General features: G+C 63.8%; 16 protein-coding genes. 7 read left to right on the forward strand and 9 right to left on the reverse strand.

What is annotated here, in order from left to right; genetic code table 11:
- Nucleotides 1–182: 182 nt before the first annotated feature.
- Nucleotides 183–1,370, forward strand: coding sequence for a M24 family metallopeptidase (locus C2I35_RS13755; protein ID WP_103763694.1), 1,188 nt, complete (start codon nucleotides 183–185; stop codon nucleotides 1,368–1,370).
- 156 nt (nucleotides 1,371–1,526) lie between these two features.
- Here C2I35_RS13755 and C2I35_RS13760 read toward each other — a convergent pair whose 3' ends face one another.
- The 3 genes from C2I35_RS13760 to C2I35_RS13770 all read right to left on the reverse strand — a co-directional run bounded on the left by C2I35_RS13760 (nucleotide 1,527) and on the right by C2I35_RS13770 (nucleotide 5,001).
- Nucleotides 1,527–2,714, reverse strand: coding sequence for a leucine-rich repeat domain-containing protein (locus C2I35_RS13760; protein WP_103763634.1), 1,188 nt, complete (start codon nucleotides 2,712–2,714; stop codon nucleotides 1,527–1,529).
- Between the two features lie 105 nt (nucleotides 2,715–2,819).
- Nucleotides 2,820–4,217 carry an aspartate aminotransferase family protein gene (locus C2I35_RS13765; protein ID WP_103763695.1) on the reverse strand — a complete coding sequence of 466 codons (1,398 nt, stop codon included), beginning with the start codon at nucleotides 4,215–4,217 and terminating at the stop codon, nucleotides 2,820–2,822.
- Between the two features lie 88 nt (nucleotides 4,218–4,305).
- Nucleotides 4,306–5,001 carry a GntR family transcriptional regulator gene (locus C2I35_RS13770; RefSeq protein ID WP_103763635.1) on the reverse strand — a complete coding sequence of 232 codons (696 nt, stop codon included), beginning with the start codon at nucleotides 4,999–5,001 and terminating at the stop codon, nucleotides 4,306–4,308.
- Nucleotides 5,002–5,148: 147 nt separating this feature from the next.
- Here C2I35_RS13770 and C2I35_RS13775 point away from each other — a divergent pair, with 147 nt between their 5' ends.
- From C2I35_RS13775 to C2I35_RS13795, 5 genes are all read left to right on the forward strand, one after another.
- Nucleotides 5,149–6,243 carry a polyamine ABC transporter substrate-binding protein gene (locus tag C2I35_RS13775; RefSeq protein WP_103763636.1) on the forward strand — a complete coding sequence of 365 codons (1,095 nt, stop codon included), beginning with the start codon at nucleotides 5,149–5,151 and terminating at the stop codon, nucleotides 6,241–6,243.
- A gap of 63 nt (nucleotides 6,244–6,306) precedes the next feature.
- A complete protein-coding gene (locus C2I35_RS13780) occupies nucleotides 6,307–7,803 on the forward strand; it encodes an ABC transporter ATP-binding protein (protein WP_103763637.1) in 1,497 nt (498 codons plus the stop codon).
- Nucleotides 7,800–8,690, forward strand: coding sequence for an ABC transporter permease subunit (locus C2I35_RS13785; protein WP_103763638.1), 891 nt, complete (start codon nucleotides 7,800–7,802; stop codon nucleotides 8,688–8,690). The genes C2I35_RS13780 and C2I35_RS13785 overlap by 4 nt, the downstream gene beginning before the upstream one ends.
- A gap of 79 nt (nucleotides 8,691–8,769) precedes the next feature.
- Nucleotides 8,770–9,591, forward strand: coding sequence for an ABC transporter permease (locus C2I35_RS13790; protein ID WP_103763639.1), 822 nt, complete (start codon nucleotides 8,770–8,772; stop codon nucleotides 9,589–9,591).
- Entirely contained in the window at nucleotides 9,588–10,928 is a 1,341-nt protein-coding gene (locus C2I35_RS13795) for an NAD(P)/FAD-dependent oxidoreductase (protein WP_103763640.1), read from the forward strand. The genes C2I35_RS13790 and C2I35_RS13795 overlap by 4 nt, the downstream gene beginning before the upstream one ends.
- On the opposite strand, the gene C2I35_RS13800 is transcribed toward C2I35_RS13795, so the two are convergent.
- Nucleotides 10,925–11,848 carry a DMT family transporter gene (locus C2I35_RS13800; protein ID WP_103763641.1) on the reverse strand — a complete coding sequence of 308 codons (924 nt, stop codon included), beginning with the start codon at nucleotides 11,846–11,848 and terminating at the stop codon, nucleotides 10,925–10,927. The two genes, C2I35_RS13795 and C2I35_RS13800, sit on opposite strands and share 4 nt — an antisense overlap.
- A gap of 129 nt (nucleotides 11,849–11,977) precedes the next feature.
- Here C2I35_RS13800 and C2I35_RS13805 point away from each other — a divergent pair, with 129 nt between their 5' ends.
- Nucleotides 11,978–12,511: a glutathione peroxidase gene (locus C2I35_RS13805; RefSeq protein WP_371931612.1), complete on the forward strand. Its 534-nt coding sequence runs from the start codon at nucleotides 11,978–11,980 to the stop codon at nucleotides 12,509–12,511.
- On the opposite strand, the gene C2I35_RS13810 is transcribed toward C2I35_RS13805, so the two are convergent.
- From C2I35_RS13810 to C2I35_RS13830, 5 genes are all read right to left on the reverse strand, one after another.
- The gene (locus C2I35_RS13810; RefSeq protein ID WP_103763642.1) at nucleotides 12,468–13,478 is read right to left on the reverse strand and encodes a GlxA family transcriptional regulator; all 1,011 of its coding nucleotides are present in this window, start codon (nucleotides 13,476–13,478) and stop codon (nucleotides 12,468–12,470) included. The genes C2I35_RS13805 and C2I35_RS13810 overlap by 44 nt on opposite strands.
- Before the next feature lie 169 nt (nucleotides 13,479–13,647).
- Nucleotides 13,648–14,679, reverse strand: coding sequence for an L-threonine 3-dehydrogenase (gene tdh, locus C2I35_RS13815; protein WP_211286154.1), 1,032 nt, complete (start codon nucleotides 14,677–14,679; stop codon nucleotides 13,648–13,650).
- 15 nt (nucleotides 14,680–14,694) lie between these two features.
- Nucleotides 14,695–15,615, reverse strand: a complete 921-nt coding sequence (locus C2I35_RS13820; RefSeq protein ID WP_245890494.1) for a PLP-dependent cysteine synthase family protein — start codon at nucleotides 15,613–15,615, stop codon at nucleotides 14,695–14,697.
- Nucleotides 15,612–16,811, reverse strand: coding sequence for a glycine C-acetyltransferase (locus C2I35_RS13825; RefSeq protein WP_103763644.1), 1,200 nt, complete (start codon nucleotides 16,809–16,811; stop codon nucleotides 15,612–15,614). Before C2I35_RS13825 ends, C2I35_RS13820 begins: the two co-directional genes overlap by 4 nt.
- Nucleotides 16,812–16,899: 88 nt before the next feature.
- A complete protein-coding gene (locus C2I35_RS13830) occupies nucleotides 16,900–18,900 on the reverse strand; it encodes a hydantoinase/oxoprolinase N-terminal domain-containing protein (protein ID WP_103763645.1) in 2,001 nt (666 codons plus the stop codon).
- Nucleotides 18,901–18,913: the final 13 nt, after the last annotated feature.

The following is an 18,913-nucleotide window of genomic DNA, read 5'->3' on the forward strand; positions in this document are numbered from 1 at the left end:
GCAGGGGTTCGACGCGTCATTCGGCCGATACAAAGGGCCAGAGCCGCACCCGCGCGCAAGATTACTTCGTCGGTCGGTCACAACGTTCTGAAGCGAATTTTTTGCGTGCAATCCCCTGAATTGGGATGCAGGCTCGACACGCTGCGGATGTTCCATCCCGCCCGACGATGATGAGGAGCACCATCACAATGAAAGACCTGCCCTTTACCCCTGTCGAGTACGACCGCCGCTTGAAACGGGCCCGTGCCGCGATGGAAGAGCGCGGCCTCGACGCCGTTTTCATCACCGATCCGTCCAACCAGAACTGGCTGACCGGCTATGACGGATGGTCCTTCTACGTGCACCAGGGGGCGATCCTGACGATGGACGGCCCGCCGCTTTGGTGGGGCCGGCACATGGACATGCTGGGGGGGCGCAGGACCTGTTGGATGGAGCACGATTTCATCCTTGGATATGGCGACCATTTCGTGCAGTCGACCGAACGCCATCCGATGCAGGATCTGGCGGAAGTGCTCAAGCGGTACGGGCTGGAAACCGCGACGATCGGCGTGGAAATGGAGAACTATTACTACTCCGCCAAGGCCCATGCCGTGCTGTGCGAGGAAATGCCGAAAGCCAAGATCGTCGACGCCACGACGCTTGTGAACTGGCAGCGGATCGTCAAATCCGAAGAGGAGCTGGTGTTGATCCGCAAGGCCGCCCGCATCTCGGAAAAGGTGATGCGCACCGCCATCGACATGGCGGAGCCCGGGCTGCGCAAGAACGACCTTGTGGCCAACATCCTGAAGGCCGGGATCGAGGGCGTGGATGACGACTGGGGCGACTATCCGGCGATCATGCCGCTGACCCCTTCGGGCCTCGATGCCACCGCCGCGCACCTGACTTGGAACGGCAACCCGATGCAGGCCGGCGAGGCGACTTTCTTCGAACTTTCAGGGTGTTACCGCCGCTATCATGCGCCGCTGTGCCGGACGGTTTTCCTTGGCGGCGAGCCGCCGCAGGACATACGCGACGCCGAGAGAGCGCAGCTGGAAGGCATCGAGGCGGGGCTGGAAGCGGCGCGACCCGGCAACCGCACCTGCGATATCGCGCAGGCCCTTCTGGATGTTCTGGCCAAGTACGAAATCAAGCGCGAAGGGCGCATGGGCTACCCTGTCGGCGTCAGCTATCCACCCGACTGGGGCGAGCGGACGGCGTCGATCAGGTTGGAGGATGACACGGTGCTGGAACCCGGCATGGTGTTCCACTTCATGCCGGCCCTCTGGATGGATACCTGGGGTCTGGAGACGACCGAGACGATCCTGATCAACGAGGACGGACCGGCGGAATGCCTGTGCAACATGCCCCGGCAGATGTTCGTCAAGGACTGACGCGAATCAGCCGGCGGGAACCACGGTAAACGCTGGCTGAGACGCCGAAATGGCACGTCGGTATCGCGTCGGTATCCGGGTGGTATGGCGACGGTGCCATGTTCGGCATCCTGGAGGGTTTGCAGAGCGTACGGCGCATCGAGCCGGCGTTTACGTTTACTGCCGTACCGTGATCCAATCGCGGCCCAGAAGCGGACCGATATCGGCCCGATCCGCATCCTTGAGCTCCAACGTCCTGAGCTTGGGCAGGTCAGCAATCGGGGTCAGGTCGCGCACCGGCGTCGCGCTTAGATCGAGGCGGGAGAGCTCGGGCAAGCCTGACAAGGGCACAAGGTCGCTCACCTGCGTTTCGCTGAGATAGAGCCTGTTCAGGGACTTCATGCCCGAAAGGGACGAGAGATCCGACACCGCCGTTCGATCCATGTCGAGGGTCGTAAGTTGGGTCATCCCGGCGAGCGGCTTGATATCGGTGACGGCAGCGCCGCCGAGGTAAAGCGAGCGCAGCTCGGTCAGATCCGACAGCGGCGACAGGTCGGACACCGGCATGTCCCGAAGCGACAGGGTGTTCAACCGCGTCAAGCCTGCCAGCGGCGACAGGTCAGCCACCTCCGTCTGTTCCATCACCAGTTTGACCAATGTCGACACGTCGGCGAGGGGCGACAGGTCGGTCACGGCGGTCTGGGAAATGTCCAGTTCCTGCAGCGCGGGATGCCCGGCAAGCGGGGACAGGTCCGAGATGTCGGTCGCGAAGATCTGCAAAACGCGAAGGTTGGGCATATCCGCGACGAAGGAAATATCGGAGATGTTGCTGGACCCGATGTTCAGCACGGTCAGATCGTTCAATTTCGACAAGGTGCTGAAATCGTTCACCTTCGCCCCGAAAAGGCTCAGGCGGGTCAGGTTCGGCAGGCCGGTCAGCAGGCTCAGATCATCAGCCTCGGCCCCCGTGCTCATGATCGTGCGGATCGAGGTATTGCCCTGAAACTCCGACAGCCAGCCGAATTGCGGGCCGCGCATCGAAACGATGCTCTCGGATTGGGACGTCACGCATTGCGATCCGAAACGGATACCCGGCAAGCCGTCCGCGTCACAAGGGATCGGGGGACCGTTCTGTTCGGCGACGGTGGTGCGGGCTTTTTCGAGGATGAATTCCGAGGTTCGTGGCGCCCGCGCTTTGACGACCGGGTCCTTCGCCATCTCCTCGATCTTGGCCAGCAGCTTTTCGTCATGGCTGGGTTCAGCCGTGGCCTTGGGGCCGATGGCCTGAGACCACGTCACGAGCCCCGCGCCCACGATAAGAATGACACCGAGGATCAGCCCGATAAATGCAATGTATTTAGACACTGTTCTGCCCCTGAAATGAAACTGCCACGCAATTGCTTTGCGCGGCAGTCTCTTTCTTCATTGGGACGAAAGATGGGCGTCCTTGGTCAATTTCAATGGCGCGGCCTAGCTGGCCGCTTTCATCAGGCCTTCGTCTTTCAATTGCTTGTGCGCGAGGTCGAGGGCGATGTTTGCCCGTTCGACCAGCGTGTCGATCTCGGACTTGGTGATGACCAGCGGCGGCGAGATCACCATGCGGTCGCCGACGTGACGCATGATCAGGCCGTTGGAAAAGCAATGCTCGCGACAGATCAGGCCCGCGGTGCCGGCATCGGCGGCGAACCTGGCGCGGTTGGCCTTGTCGGGGCTGAGCGCGATGGAGCCCATCAGGCCGCAGATCGCGGCCTCGCCCACCAGCGGGTGATCGGCTAGGGTTTCCCATTTTTCCTTCAGGTAAGGCGCGGTCTCGGACCCGACGCGGGTGACGATGCCTTCCTCGTCGAGGATGCGCAGGTTTTCCAGCGCCACCGCGCAGGTCACCGGGTGGCCGGAATAGGTGTAGCCGTGGGCGAACTCGCAGCCGTTCAGCACCTCGGCCACCTCGTCGCTGACCAGTGAGCCGCCGACAGGGGCATAGCCCGAGCTGACACCCTTGGCGATGGTCATGACGTCGGGCTTGATGTCGAAGGTTTCCGAGCCGAACCAGTTGCCGGTGCGCCCGAAGCCGCAGATCACCTCGTCGGCGATCAACAGGATGTTGTACTTGCGGCAGATGCGCTGGATTTCGGGCCAGTAGGTTTCGGGCGGAACGATCACGCCGCCCGCGCCCTGCACCGGCTCGCCGATGAAGGCGGCGACCTTGTCTTCGCCCAGTTCGAGGATCTTGTCCTCGAGCTGGCGGGCGCGCTCAAGCCCGAATTCGGCTGGATCAGTGTCTTTTCCCTCGCCGTACCAGTAGGGCTGGTCGATGTGATGGATGTCGGGGATCGGCATGCCGCCCTGGGCATGCATCGCGGCCATGCCGCCCAAGCTGGCACTGCCCATGGACGAGCCATGGTATGCGTTCTTGCGGCTGATGATGGCCTTTTTCTCGGGATGGCCCTTCTGCTCCCAATAGGTGCGGACGAGGCGGATATTGGTGTCGTTCGCCTCGGACCCCGAGGAGGCGAAGAAGACGTGGTTCAGGTCGTGCGGCGTCAGCTGCGCCAGCTTGTCGGCCAGCGCGATGGCGGGCACGTGGGTCGTCTGGAAGAAGGTGTTGTAATAGGGCAGTTCCTTCATCTGGCGGGCGGCGGCCTCGGCCAGTTCCTCGCGGCCATAGCCGATATTGACGCACCACAGGCCCGCCATGGCGTCGAGATAATCATGCCCTTCGCTGTCGGTCAGGGTCACGCCCCTGGCGCGGGTGATGACACGCGCGCCCTTCTTGTTGAGCGCGTCGCCATGGGTGAAGGGGTGCAGGTGATGCGCGGCATCCAGCGCCTGAAGCTCGGCGGTGGGCATATGATTGGTGATGGCGGTCATGGCGGTACCTTTCATGATCGGGGGACCGGACAGGGCGGGCCGGTCCGTTTGCGCCAGAATATGATCAAATTATTCTGAGTCAATCGAATCACGTCAAACCGGCGGACTGCTCCAGCGAAACGCGGACCTGCTCCATTCCCTGGATCACGTCCTCGCGGATGGCGCGGGCCGCGGCTTCGGCATCGCGGGCGTGCATGGCGTCCAGCATATCCTTGTGCTTGTCCGGCAGGTTCTGGGTGCCCATGCGCCCGCAGACGACCCGCAGGGACGGGCCGAACCGCAGCCACAACCCATCGGCCAGATCGGCGAGTATGGGGGCGTCCGCGATGGTGTAGATATGCGCGTGAAAGGCGTAGTTCAGCTCGAGATAGGACCGCAGGTCGCCGCCGTCGATGGCCGCATCGAGGTCACTGTCGAGCGCGGTCAGGTGGTCGAGGTCTTCCAGTGCTGCACGCTCGGTCGCCCTTAAAGTAAGGTGCGGATCGAGCCATTGGCGGGCCAGGATCAGCTCGGAGATATTGTCGGCGGTCAGGGTCGGGACCACCACGCGGCGGTTGCCGCGAAACTCCAGCGCGCCCTCGGCGGTCAGCCGGCGGATCGCCTCGCGCACCGGGGTCATGCCGGCGCCAAGGCGGTCGGTCAGGCCCTGTATCGTCACCGCCTGCCCCGGCGCCAGGTCGCCGAACAGCACCAACGCGCGCAATTCGCGATAGATCAACTCATGCGCCGGAACGCGCGTCTCCGGCGCGCCATCGGTGCCGAATTTCTGGGCGTGTCTGGTCATTCGATCTGCTTTCCGTCGCGGCGATCCATGCAATCGCCTTGCGAGTTTAGCGGCTGCGTGAAAGCATTACCATATTGCCATGTCCGGTTTTGTTTGATCAAATCCCGGGCCAAGGCGCAACAAGCGCCGAACCAAGGGAGATACCGAATGACACAGAAGTTTCTGACCATGACCGCCGTGCTGGCGCTGGGCGCGACGAGCGCCATGGCGCAGGAAGTGCGCGTCTACAACTGGTCCGACTATATCGACGAGGACCTGCTGACCCAGTTCGAGGAAGAGACCGGGCTGGAGCTGGTCTATGACGTGTTCGACAGCAACGAAGTGCTGGAAACCAAGATGCTGGCCGGTGGCTCGGGCTATGACGTGGTGGTGCCCACGGGCAGCTTCCTGCTGCGCCAGATCCAGGCGGGCGCGTTCCAGAAGCTGGATTATGACCAGCTGCCCAACTCGGACAACCTGTGGGACGTGATCAAGGACCGCCTGACGGGCTATGATTCCGACATTCCGATCAGCGAATACGCGATCAACTACATGTGGGGCACGACGGGCATCGGCGTGAACACCGGCAAGGTGCAGGAAGTCCTGGGCGAGGATGCCCCGATCGACAGCCTGTCGCTGATCTTCGAGCCCGAGAACATGGAAAAGCTGGCCGAATGCGGCGTGCATTTCCTTGATGCGCCGGACGAGGTGATCCCGGCGGCGTTGACCTATCTTGGTCTCGACCCGAACAGCCATGACGAGGACGAGCTTGAACAGGCCGGCGAACTGCTGATGTCCGTGCGGCCGCATGTGCAGAAATTCCACAGCAGCGAGTACATCAACGGGCTGGCCAATGGCGATATCTGCGTGGCGATCGGCTGGTCCGGCGACGTGCTGCAGGCGCGGGACCGTGCCGCCGAGGCGGATAACGGTGTCGAGATCGCCTATAACGCGCCGAGCGAAGGCGCGGTGATGTGGTTCGACATGATGGCGATCCCCGCCGACGCGCCGAACCCGGAGGGTGCGCACAAGTTCCTGAACTTCATCATGGATGCCGAGAACATGGCGGCGGCCTCGAACTATGTCTACTACGCCAATGGCAACAAGGCGTCGCAGGAGTATCTGGAGGAAGACGTGATCAACGATCCGGCAATCTATCCGTCGGAAGCCGCTCTTGAGAACACCTATATCAAGAAGCCCTATCCGGCGAAGGTGCAAAGGACGGTGACCCGTCTCTGGACCAAGATCAAGTCCGGCACGTAAGACACCAGACGTCAGGACCCGCGCAGCACGGTTGCGCGGGTTCATTCCTTCAAGGGGACAGCAATGCCGGAATGCAGGTTCGCGCCGTGGAACGATCCGAATGAAAAGCCGCTGATCCAGTTCAAGAACGTGACCAAGCGGTTCGGCACGTTCACCGCCATCGACGACCAGTCGTTCGACATCTACGCGCAGGAATTCTTTGCCCTGCTGGGCCCGTCGGGCTGTGGCAAGACGACGATGATGCGGATGCTGGCGGGGTTCGAGACGCCGACCGAGGGCACGATCCTGCTGGGCGGGCGCGACATCGCGCCGATCCCGCCGAACAAGCGGGAAGTGAACATGATGTTCCAGTCCTACGCGCTGTTTCCGCACCTGTCGGTGCGCGACAACATCGCGTTTGGCCTGAAGCGCGACAAGTTGCCCGCCGACAAGATCGCGGCGCGGGTGGACGAGATGCTGAAGCTGACCCGGCTGGAGAAGTTCGCGGGCCGCAAGCCGCACCAGATTTCCGGCGGGCAACGGCAGCGCGTGGCGCTGGCGCGCAGCCTGGCAAAGGGGCCGAAGCTGCTTTTGCTCGATGAACCGCTGGGGGCGCTGGATGCCAAGCTGCGGCAGGACACGCAGTTCGAGTTGATGGATATCCAGGAAAAGACCGGCACGACGTTCGTGATCGTCACCCACGACCAGGAAGAGGCGATGACCGTGGCCAGCCGCGTCGCGGTGATGGATGACGGTCGGATCGTGCAGATCGCCACACCGGACGAGATTTACGAGGCGCCGATCTCGGCCTATGTGGCGGATTTCATCGGCGACGTGACGCTGTTTTCCGGCACGGCGATGAATCGGACGCCGGGGGCGAAGCCTGCGGCTGCCGACGCGTCCGAGACCGAGGCCGAACCTGCACCGCAAGAGGCCGAAACGCCTGAAACAGAGACTGTCGAGACGCCCGAGGCGGTGGCCGAGATCGGCGTACCGGCAGACCCGGAGGCGCCTGTCGCGTCCGATGACCCCGCGCCCGCCGAGCCGAAAGCGGCAAAGGCGACACCTGCGCAAGGGCCGCAACCCAACAAGTTGGGTCTCTGGCTGCATGACAAGGTCTGGGCCAGGGTCTTTGGGCCACGCACCGATATCGTGCGGCAACTGCCGCCGCCAAGCGACGCGGAACGCACGGCGAAGCGTGAAGAACCAGAGACTGTTCCCGCCGAAACCAACGATATCCCGGAAGGCGGTATCACCATCGACTGGGCCGAGGGGCAGCCGCCTCTGATCGCGCTCGACGCGCCGGATCTGGAGGATGGCACGCAAGTGAAGCTGGCGCTGCGCCCCGAGAAGGTCGGCATTTCCAAGACCAGGCCCGACGCGGTCAATGCGCTGAAGGGCAAGGTGATCGACATCGCTTATCTCGGCAATCTGTCGACCTATCACGTCGAGTTGGAAAACGGCACGATGATCAAGGCGCAGTTGGCCAACACCCGGCGCATCTCGCGCCGGGACATCACCTGGGAAGACGAGGTCTGGGTCAGCTGGACCGGCACGGCGGGCGTGGTGTTGACGTCATGAGGCGCGTGGCCCTCATCATCGTGCCTTACCTGTGGCTTCTGGCGCTGTTCCTGGTGCCGTTTGCCATCGTGCTGAAGATCAGCCTTTCGGATATCGAGCTGTCGATCCCGCCCTACACGCCGCAGCTGGACCTGTCCGAAGGGTGGGAGGGCGTGAAGGCGTTCTTCGCCGCGCTCGATTTCGAGAATTTCGTGTTCCTGACAGAGGACGACCTATACTGGAAATCCTACCTGTCCTCGCTGCAGATCGCGGTGATTTCGACCATCCTGACGCTGCTGGTGGGCTACCCGATCGCCTATGCCATGGCGCGCGCGCCGAACCACTGGCGGCCGACGCTGCTGATGCTGGTGATCCTGCCGTTCTGGACCAGCTTTCTGATCCGGGTCTATTCGTGGATGGGGATCCTGTCGACCGAAGGGTATCTGAACCAGCTTCTGCTGGGTTTGGGTCTGATTTCGGAACCTCTGATGATTCTGAACACCAATGTCGCGGTCTATATCGGGATCATCTATACCTATCTGCCGTTCATGATCCTGCCGATCTATTCGACGCTGGAGCGAATGGATGACAGCCTGCTGGAAGCGGCCGAAGACCTTGGGTGTTCGCGGCTGACGGCCTTCTGGCTGGTGACGCTGCCACTGTCGAAGAACGGGATCATCGCGGGGTGCTTCCTTGTCTTCATCCCGGTGATGGGCGAATTCGTGATCCCATCGCTGCTGGGCGGGTCGCAGACTCTGATGATCGGCAAGGTGCTGTTCGAGGAATTCTTCAACAACCGCGACTGGCCGGTGGCGAGCGCGGTGGCGGTCATCCTGCTGTTGATCCTGATCATTCCCATCGTGCTGTTCCAGCGCAACGAGCAGAAGCAGCGGGAGGCGGAAGGATGAGGGGCCGCAAAACTCTTGAGAAGAGTTTTGCCAAAAGCTTTGTCAAAGCTTTTGGCGCTCCGGCGTGGAGGGCTGTACGATGAGACGCCTGTCATGGTTCAACACGACGTCCCTGACGCTGGGCTTTGCGTTCCTGTACCTGCCGATGGTCATTCTGGTGATCTACAGCTTCAACGCGTCGCAACTGGTGACTGTCTGGGCGGGATTCTCGACCAGGTGGTATGGCGAGTTGTTGCAGAACGAGGCGTTCCTCGATGCGGCCTGGGTCACGTTGCAGGTGGCGGTCGTCAGCTCCACCATCGCGACGGTGCTGGGCACGATGGCGGCCTATGTGCTGGTGCGGGCCGGGCGATTCTGGGGCCGGACGCTGTTTTCAGGCATGATCTATGCGCCGCTGGTGATGCCCGAGGTGATCACGGGCCTGTCGCTCTTGCTGCTCTTCATCGGGATCGGGCTGGACCGGGGGGTGCTGACGATCATCCTGGCGCACACGACCTTTTCGATGTGCTTCGTGTCGGTCGTGGTATCCTCGCGGCTGATCAGTTTCGACAGGTCGCTGGAGGAGGCGGCGCTGGACCTGGGCTGTTCCCCGTTCCAGGCGTTCCGGCTGGTCACCCTGCCGATCATCGCGCCGGCGGTGATTTCCGGCTGGTTGCTGGCATTCACGCTGTCGCTGGACGATCTTGTGATCGCTAGCTTTACCGCCGGGCCGTCGGCCACGACGCTGCCGATCAAGATCTGGTCGTCGATCAGGCTGGGCGTCAGCCCCGAGATCAATGCGCTGTCGACGATCCTGATCGCGATCGTGGCGGTGGGGGTCATCGGCGCGTCGCTGATTTCCAAGCGCCAGCTGTTGCGGCAGGACGCCGATGAAAAGGCCGCGGTGCGGGCCGAGGCATGACCACGCTCAAAAGGATCTGGGAAGACGGCGCTTACGGCGCCGCGCCGGTGGCCGATTGCTGGTGGGCCGATACCGTGCCGCCGGGCGATTGGCCGGCGTTGCAGGGCGACACGACGACCGAGGTCGCGGTCATCGGCGCAGGGTTCACCGGGCTGAACGCGGCGCTGGCGCTGGCCGAGTCGGGCGTCGGCGTGACCGTGCTGGAGGCGCAGCATCCGTTCTGGGGCGCGTCGGGGCGCAATGGCGGGTTCTGTTGCCTGGGCGGGGCCAAGGCCAGTCACGACACCATGAAGGCGAAGTTCGGCGAGGCCGAGGCGCGTGGATTTGCGCAGGCGGAACTGGCGGCGGTCGCGCATGTGGGCGGCCTGATCGACCGGCTGGGGCTGGATGTCGACCGCCATTCGGAAGGCGAGACGCAGCTGGCGCACCGCCCACGCGATTTCGACGCGATGCGCGAGGATGTCGAGGCGACGCGGGCTCTTTATGGTGTCACGCCGACCATTACCCCGCCAGACGAGCTGGCGCAGGTGGGGCTTCGGGGGCCGTTTCACGGCGCGTCGACCATGCCGATCGGCTTTGCCCTCAACCCGCGGAAATACGCGCTTGGCCTGTGCCAGGCAGCCGAGGCGGCGGGGGCCGTGGTGCATGGGCACAGCCCGGTCACCCGGATCGAGAGTTTGGCCGATGGGCGCTATCGGCTGCACACCGATAAAGGCTCTGTTACAGCTGAAAAATTCATTATCGCCACGAACGGCTATAGCTCGGACAACCTGCCCGACTGGATGGGCGGGCGGTACCTGCCGACACAATCGAGCGTGATCGTCACGCGGCCCATGAGCGATGACGAGCTGGCCGCGCAGGGCTGGACCAGCCGGCAGATGTGCTACGATTCACGGCACCTGCTGCACTATTTCCGCCTGATGCCGGACAACCGGATGCTGATGGGGATGCGCGGCGGGCTGCGGCATTCGCCCGGCACCGAGGCGCAGATCAGGGCGATGATCCGCGCCGATTTCGAAAAGATGTTTCCCGCCTGGACGCATGTGGAAACGCCACATTATTGGTCCGGCTTCGTGTGCTTGTCGCGCGACCTGATGCCTTATGCAGGGCCGATTCCCGAGATGCCGGGCGGGTTCGCGGCGTTCGCCTATCACGGGAACGGGGTGTCGATGGGCAGTTACGCCGGGCGTCTGTTGGCAGATCTGGTTCGTGGCCAGACACCCGAGACGCCCTATCCCGCACCGTTGCGACATACGCCGCGCAAGTTCCCGCTGGGCCGGTTTCGCCGGATGCTGATGCGGCCGGCCTACCTGCATTACGCTTGGCTCGATCGCTAGCCCTGCGGGGTCTTTGCCGCCTTGGCCTTTCCGCGTTGAAGGCCAAGCTGACGTTCGCGCAGGATAATGATGATCCCGGCCAGCACGATCAGCGCGGCGCCGATCAGCATTTGCGATGTCGGCACCTCGTCGAAGATGAAGTACCCGATGGCGATGGCGAACAGCATCGAGGCGTAGTCGAAGGGCGCGATGACGCTGGCATCGGCAAAGCGGTAGGCGGAGGTCAGGAAGATCTGGGCGAGCCCGCCGAAGAGACCGGCGAGCACGAGATAAACAGTCTCCGTTCCGCCCGGAATGACCCATCCGAAGGGCAGGGTCAGCAACGACAGCAGCGTCGAGGTAAGCGAGAAATAAAACACGATCGCACTGGTCTGTTCGGTCTGGACCAGCTTGCGAATGTAGATCTGCGCCAGCGCGGCACAGACCGCGCCCAGAAGGACCAGCACCGCGCCGACCGCCTGCGCGGTTTCCACCGTCGGCCCGCCCAGCGTGGTCAGGCGCGGCGTCAGCACCACCAGAACGCCGACGAGGCCCAACGCCACGGCGGCAAGTCGAAAGACGCCGACCTTTTCATCGAGAAACATCGCCGCGAAGACCACCACCAGCAGCGGGGCGGCATAGCTGAGCGCCGTGACTTCGGGCAGGGGCAACAGGCCGAGACCGGCAAACGTCAGGCCCATTGCCGTGGTGCCGACGAAGCCGCGCCAGAAATGGCCCATGCGCGACGCCACTTTCAGGCCCGTGGACATTTCCCCGCGGATCGCGAGCCAGGCGAGGATCACCGGGATTGCGAAGAACGAGCGGAAGAAAACCGCCTGTCCTGGTGGAACAGTGTCTGATGCGGCCTTGATCAGGGCCGACATGACGATGAACAGCGTCACCGCGACAAGCTTGAGGGCAATACCCTTGAGAGGTTTCATGGAGCGTCTCCGTCCCATTGACCTGACCGAAAGTAGTGGCAAAATCAATCTACAAGCGTGCAAGGCCGCTATGACGCGAATGATCCAGGCTGGGCCACGGCACGTAATGCTCTATCATTACGGAGTATGATGATGCGCTTTCTTCTCGGCCTCGTGGCCGCTGTTTTCGCCCTTCCCGCGCTTGCGCTGGACCTGCAATCCACCTTCACCAATATTGACGGCGGCACGCACCGATTGTCGCATTGGCAAGGTCAGCCGGTGCTGGTGGTGAACACCGCGTCGATGTGCGGGTTCACCGGGCAATATTCGGATTTGCAGGCGCTTTACGACACCTACCGCGACCGGGGACTGGTGGTGCTGGCCGTGCCGTCGGACGATTTCAACCAAGAGTTGGCGAGCGAGGACGAGGTCAAGGATTTCTGCGAGGTGAACTATGACCTGACCTTGCCGATGACCGGCATCACCAAGGTACGGGGCGCGGACGCGCATCCTTTCTATCGCTCGGTCGCACAGGAAGCCGGGTTCACGCCGCGCTGGAACTTCAACAAGATCCTGCTGAGCCCCGAGGGCAAGGTCGTGGGCACCTACGGTTCGCCCGTCAAGCCGATGTCGTCCACGATCACCGGCGAGATCGAGAAGATGCTGGCCCGGACGGGCGGCTGATCGGCGTGGTCGCGTCGGCCTCCTTGCTGGGGGCGATGCTGTACAGCTTGCGATATGCCCGCGAGAAATGCGTGGGGCTTGTGAAACCGCAGAGAACGCTGATGTCGGTGATGCTCATCTCGGTCTGACGCAGCAGATTTCGAGCCTTTTCCAGCCGAATTTCGAGGTAATAGCGGCTGGGCGAGATATTGAGGAAGGCCATGAAAAGTCGCTCCAACTGCCGCACCGAGACGCCGACCATCGCCGCCAGTTCACTGAGCTTCAGTGGGTCTTCGATATTGCCGCGCATGATCTCGATCGCCTGCGTCAGACGGCGGTTGCCACGCCCGACGCGGGCGGGCAGCGACAGGCGCTGCGACTGGCTGTGGTCGCGCGGCGCGGTATAGACCATCTGCTCGGCCACGTATTCCACCAGTTTGGGCCCGTAATCCTCGCCGATGAGGTGCAGCATGAGGTCCATCGAGGAGGCACCACCGGCACAGGAAAACACGCGGCCGTCGACGGAATAGATCGTGTCCTGCACGGTGACTTGCGGCAGCGCCTCGGTCAGGGCATCGACATATTCCCAATGGGTGCTGACCCGCCGCCCCGCGATCAGCCCCGCCAGCGCGAGGGTATAGGCCCCGCTGGATAGCGAGCCGAAACTGATACCCTTGCGCGTCTCGCGGCGCAGCCAGGCAAGTACGTCCTTGGTGCTACCCGCAGCAGCCGCATGGCCAGCACAGACCACCAGCGTATCGTCGCGGCGCAACTCCTCCAGCGCGCCGTCGACGGCCACGGTGACACCATTCCAGGCCCGCGCGACGGCGCCATCGGCACTGAGAAGGCGCCATTCATAGTAGTCGCGGGTGCTGGATTGCCGGTTCGCGAGACTGAGGGTTTCCAGCGCACAGGTGAAGCCCAGCATGGAAAAGCCGGGGATCAGCAGGAAGACATACCGTTTCGGCGGTTGGGTGCTGTCGCGCATCGAGAGGTCCCTGGCTGTGGGTCACGAAAGGCTCCCCGGCGGGAGGCATGATCGTGTACTCTTCATCCTGACCGGCCCTGCCCGTCGCGTTTGATTTCGGCACGAAGATGTCCGCAGGCGACATGACTCGACCCGATCCGCCAAATTCGGCCTGCACCGGTGCATCGCCTCAGGACACGCCCCAGTCCATCACCACCTTGCCGGAATTGCCCGAGATCATCGCGGCGAAGCCCTCCTCGAACGCGTCGATGCCGATCCGGTGCGTAATCAGGCCGGACACGTCCAGCCCCGACTGCACCAGCGCGATCATCTTGTACCACGTCTCGTACATTTCGCGGCCGTAGATACCCTTGATATGCAGCATCTTGAAAATGACGGTGTTCCAGTCGACCGGGAATTCGGTGGGAGCGATGCCCAGCAGGGCGACCTTGCCGCCGTTGTTCATGCGCGCGATCATCTGTTGCATGGCCGCCGAGGCGCCGGACATTTCAAGGCCAACGTCGAAGCCTTCGGTCATGCCGATCTGATCCATCACGTCGCGCAGCTGTTCGCGGCTGGTATCGACCACGTGTTGCACGCCCATCTTTTGGGCGAGGTCTAGGCGATAGGGGTTGATGTCGGTGATCACGGTCTTTCGCGCGCCGACCTTCTGCGCCACGAGAGCGCCCATGATGCCGATGGGGCCGGCGCCGGTGACCAGCACATCCTCGCCCACCAGGTCAAAGCTGAGCGCGGTGTGCACCGCGTTGCCGAACGGGTCGAAGATGGCGGCGATCTCGTCGGGGATATCCTCGGGGATCGGCACCACGTTGGATTCGGGGATGCAGAGATACTCGGCAAAGCTGCCGGGGCGGTTGACGCCGACGCCCTTGGTGTTGCGGCAGAGGTGCCCACGCCCGGCGCGGCAGTTGCGGCAGGCGCCACAGACGATGTGCCCCTCGCCGCTGACTCGCTGGCCGATCCGGTATTTCAGCGCGGCAGGGCCCATATCGACGATCTCGCCGACGAATTCGTGGCCGACCACCATGGGCACGGGCACGGTCTTGGCGCTGAATTCGTCCCATTTCCAGATATGCACGTCAGTGCCGCAAATGGCCGATTTCTTGACCTTGATCAGCACGTCGCTCGGCCCCGGTTCAGGGACCGGGACATGTTCCATCCACAGGCCCGGTTCGGGTTTGGACTTCACGAGGGCTTTCATCTGGTTCTGCATGGTCTAGTCCCACAAATCGGTGCTGAGATATTTCAGGCCGCTGTCGCACATCACGATAGCGACTGTGCCGCCCTGTTCCACACCGCCCAGAAGCTGGATCGCGCCGGCCAGGTTGGCCCCGGCGGAATAGCCGGCAAAGATGCCTTCGGTGCGGGCCAGCAGGCGGGCGGCCTCGGCGGCGTCTCGGCCGGAAACAGTGACTGTTCCGGCCAAATTGGCGTTTTTCAGATGCGTGAGGTCCGGCATGGAATAGCCGCCGCCCTGGATCGGATGGCCGGGTTTGTCAGGGTCGATGCCGTAACAGCGCACGCCTTTTGGGCCAAGATAGGCTGTCACCCCGGCCAGAGTGCCGCCGGAGCCGACGAAGTCGCAAAAGGCGGTGACTGCGCCGCCCGACTGCGCCCAGATCTCTGGCCCGGTGTCCATCTCGTGCGCCATGGGATTGCCCGCCCGCTCGAACTGGTCGGCGCGATAGGCGCCCCGCTCCGCGGTGATGTCCTGCGCGGCGGTATCGACCAGCGCGAGGTCCGCGCCGGAGACCTCACCCTTGCGGCTGCCATTGGCCTGCGGGACGAGGATCACCTCTGCCCCCAAGGCCCCCATCATGCGGGCGCGCTCCTCGGAATTGCCTTCGCTCATCACCGCGACGAACGGGTGGCCCAGGACGCCACAGACGATGGCCAGCCCCGTGCCCATGTTGCCCGAGGTCAGTTCCACCACTGTCTGGCCCGGCGCCAGCTCGCCCGTGGCACGCGCGCCTTCGATGATCGCCCGCGCCGCGCGGTCCTTCTTGGAAAAGCCCGGCATCAGGTAATCGAGCTTGGCGAGGATGCGGCCGTCGAGGTTCAATGCGTCTCTGATCCGGCTCAATTCGACCAAGGGCGTCTCTCCCATGGCCTCGATGACGGAGGGCAGGACGGTCACGCGATGACCTCCAGCTCGCGGCCCACCGCCTCGAACGCGTCGATGGCGCGGTCCAGCATGGGCCGCGTCAGGGCCGCGCTCATCTGGGTGCGGATGCGGTCCTGTTCGCGCGGCACGACAGGAAAGCTGAAGGCGGTGACATAGACGCCGCGGTCGTTCAGCCGTTTGGCCATCTCCTGCGCCAGCTTGGGGTCGCGCAGCATGACGGGGATGATCGCATGCTGCCCGGGCAGCAGTTCGAAGCCCAGCTTGCCCATCCGCTCGCGGAAATACGCGGCGTTGTCCCAAAGCTGGCTGCGCAAGGCGTCGCCCCGTTCCTCCAAAAGGTCAAATACGCGCAAGGACGCGGCGGCGATGACCGGGGCCAGCGTGTTGGAAAACAGGTAAGGCCGCGAGCGCTGGCGCAGCCAGTCCACAACCGGCGCGCTGGCCGCGGTATAGCCGCCCGAGGCACCGCCCATCGCCTTGCCCAGCGTGCCGGTCAGGATATCGACGCGGCCCATGACGCCGCAATGTTCATGGCTGCCGCGCCCGGTGTCGCCCAGGAACCCGGTGGCGTGGCAGTCGTCGACCATGACCATCGCATCGTACCGCTCGGCCAGGTCGCAGATCTGGTCCAGCTTGGCGATATAGCCATCCATGCTGAACACCCCGTCGGTGGCGATCAGGCGGTGGCGCGCGCCCTCCGCCTCTTTCAGGCAGCGTTCCAGATCCGCCATGTCACTGTTGGCATAGCGATAGCGCTGCGCCTTGCACAGGCGCACACCGTCGATGATGCTGGCGTGGTTCAGGGCGTCGGATATGATGGCGTCCTCGGGACCCAGAATCGTCTCGAACAAACCTGCATTCGCGTCGAAGGCGGCGGCGTACAGGATGCTGTCATCGGTCCCCAGGAAGTCTGCAATCCGGACTTCCAACGCCTTGTGCTCTTCCTGCGTGCCGCAGATAAAGCGCACGCTGGCCATGCCGAACCCGTAGCGGTCGAGCGCGGCGTGCGCGGCGGCAATCACCTCCGGATCGTCGGCAAGGCCAAGGTAATTGTTGGCACAAAGGTTCACGACCTCGTGCCCGCCTTCCAGCGTGACCTCGCCCGCCTGCATCGAGGTGATTACCCATTCGGTCTTGTAAAGCCCGTCATCGCGCAGCCCGTCGAGGCGACCGGCAATATCCGCGTCAAATTTCTCGGCCGCCCGCATGGTGCGCTCCCTCTGGCGTTCATCGTTCCTCGAATACTCAATGTAACAGCTGCCGATCACAAGCGCAGCCGTCAGATGGGTGACCCGGTCACGAGGCGATGCGCGGCCGGCCGCTGACCTCGACGGTGATTGTGGCCTCGAGGAAAACCTCGCGCGCCTCGGCCTGCGCGGTCTTGATGTCGCGGGAAATGTCCGTCTGAAGATTCTCCGCGCCAGCGGCGAGGGCTGTCTGACGTGCATCGGATTTCAACACGTCTTCGAGCCGTTCCATGGCTTCGTCGGACTCGACGAAATCCTCCGGCCCGGTTTCCAGATGCACGCGAAAGCGGCCCTCGGCGGGGCTGGTGATGGTGCCCTGCCGCCGGATCGTGACGCGCCCGACCACCGCGCCGATGGCATTGGCGACCCCGGCATGTTCGGGCAGGATCATGTCGCAGCCAAGCCGCGCGCCGACCGCCGGATAATAGCTGCTGGCCGAGGCGCCCAGCCCGATCACTGGCACGTTCAGCCCGGTATCGAGCCGCACCAATCCGCGATGCCGGTCCAGCCCTTTCTGCATCAGGACATGCCGCGCCAGCTGTGCGGCAGGCAGGCCGAAGTCGTGGTCGTCCTCGGCAAAAGCAGTCTCTAACAAGGCCAGACTCGTCTGGTGGGTCAGTTGATCGACGATCATCTGCGCCATCGCCTCGGGGTCGGGGCACAGGCGGTTGCCATTGCCGGTGCGCTTGCGGCCGACCAGTTGCACGGCCTTGCGCGCGGCCCCGGCATCCCAGGCATCGAGCCGCCCCAGCACGTGGCTGGCATCGGACGGCGTGACGCCGGCCACCTGCACGAGGCCTCGCGCCACCAACCGCCGCAACGCCGCGCCGTCCATCCGGTTGCGCAGCACCGTGCCCAGCGGCTGAACGCCAGTGCCGATCCGCTCCAGCAGCGCAGTGTCTTTCGGCCCCAGTCCGTCCGCGTCCACGCCCGGCACGATGCGCACGAACCGGCCATCATGTTCGCCCGGCGTGTCGTTGCGCAACTGGTCGTCCAGCACGGCGTGCAGGGCGGCGGGATCTTCCAACGCGATCAGGCTGACCGGCACCACCCGGCGCGGGCCCAGCGTGACGCCGCCAACCAGCCCTTCGTCGATCACGTGCACCTCGCTGTCGCCGCCGAGGCCGGTGGTGCACATCGCAACCGCCTCGACCATGGTGCGCCACGGACCCACCTGCGCGCCCGCCGGGTCGATCATCGGGCGGCCGTCGCGCAGCACAGCGACATCCGTGGTGGTGCCGCCGATATCCGAGACCAGCGCGTGATCGGCGCCGGTCATCCAGCGCGCGCCGACGATGCTGGCGGCCGGGCCGCTGAGAATGGTCTCGATGGGGCGTTCCCGCGCCTGGGCGCTGGAAATGAGCGCGCCATCGCCGCGCACCACCATCAGCGGAGCGTCGATGCCGAACCGGTTCAGCGTCGCCTCGGCCTTTTCGATCAGCCGCGCGATCATCCCGATCAGCCGCGCATTCAGCAGCGCGGTCAGCGCCCGCTTCGGGCCATTCAGCTTGGCCGACAGGTGATGTGAGCAGCTGACCGGCTTGCCGGTCGCGGCGCGGATCATCTCGGCCACGCGCAACTCGTGGCTGGGGTTGCGGGTGGCGAACTGGCTGGCGACGGCGAAGGCAGAGGCACCCAATTCAGTGTCTAACCAAGCGGAAAGGGCGCTTTCATCTAATTGTGCCGCCTCGCTGCCCGCGTGGTTGTGCCCGCCGCTCATCACGAGTGCGGGATCCCCGGCCAGCGCCTCTGTCAGGCCATGCGTGTCAAGATCACGCTCACGAAACCCGATACAGACCAGCCCGACGCGACCGCCCTGCCCCTCGACCAGCGCATTCGTGGCCAGCGTGGTGGAGAGCGAGGCAAGCCCGATCTGATCGGGCGTCACACCGCTTTGCGCCAGCACCGCCTCGATTGAGTCACCGATGCCGATCGACAGGTCCTGGCGCGTGGTCAGCGCCTTGGCGCTTGCGATGACCTCACGCTCGTCGCGCACCAGAACCGCGTCGGTATAGGTGCCGCCAGTATCCACGCCCAACAGAATTGCCATGAGTGTCCCCTTT

This window comes from Roseovarius confluentis, from assembly GCF_002917925.1.
Taxonomy (GTDB): Bacteria; Pseudomonadota; Alphaproteobacteria; order Rhodobacterales; family Rhodobacteraceae; genus Roseovarius; species Roseovarius confluentis.

Coding starts and splice junctions, on each gene's coding strand:
- C2I35_RS13775 (WP_103763636.1), top strand. CDS start 5,149: ATGACACAGAAGTTTCTGACCATGACCGCCGTGCTGGCGCTGGGCGCG.
- C2I35_RS13780 (WP_103763637.1), top strand. CDS start 6,307: ATGCCGGAATGCAGGTTCGCGCCGTGGAACGATCCGAATGAAAAGCCG.
- C2I35_RS13830 (WP_103763645.1), bottom strand. CDS start 18,900: ATGGCAATTCTGTTGGGCGTGGATACTGGCGGCACCTATACCGACGCG.
- C2I35_RS13800 (WP_103763641.1), bottom strand. CDS start 11,848: ATGAAACCTCTCAAGGGTATTGCCCTCAAGCTTGTCGCGGTGACGCTG.
- C2I35_RS13785 (WP_103763638.1), top strand. CDS start 7,800: ATGAGGCGCGTGGCCCTCATCATCGTGCCTTACCTGTGGCTTCTGGCG.
- C2I35_RS13795 (WP_103763640.1), top strand. CDS start 9,588: ATGACCACGCTCAAAAGGATCTGGGAAGACGGCGCTTACGGCGCCGCG.
- C2I35_RS13810 (WP_103763642.1), bottom strand. CDS start 13,478: ATGCGCGACAGCACCCAACCGCCGAAACGGTATGTCTTCCTGCTGATC.
- C2I35_RS13790 (WP_103763639.1), top strand. CDS start 8,770: ATGAGACGCCTGTCATGGTTCAACACGACGTCCCTGACGCTGGGCTTT.
- tdh (WP_211286154.1), bottom strand. CDS start 14,679: ATGAAAGCCCTCGTGAAGTCCAAACCCGAACCGGGCCTGTGGATGGAA.
- C2I35_RS13825 (WP_103763644.1), bottom strand. CDS start 16,811: ATGCGGGCGGCCGAGAAATTTGACGCGGATATTGCCGGTCGCCTCGAC.
- C2I35_RS13765 (WP_103763695.1), bottom strand. CDS start 4,217: ATGACCGCCATCACCAATCATATGCCCACCGCCGAGCTTCAGGCGCTG.
- C2I35_RS13805 (WP_371931612.1), top strand. CDS start 11,978: ATGATGCGCTTTCTTCTCGGCCTCGTGGCCGCTGTTTTCGCCCTTCCC.
- C2I35_RS13770 (WP_103763635.1), bottom strand. CDS start 5,001: ATGACCAGACACGCCCAGAAATTCGGCACCGATGGCGCGCCGGAGACG.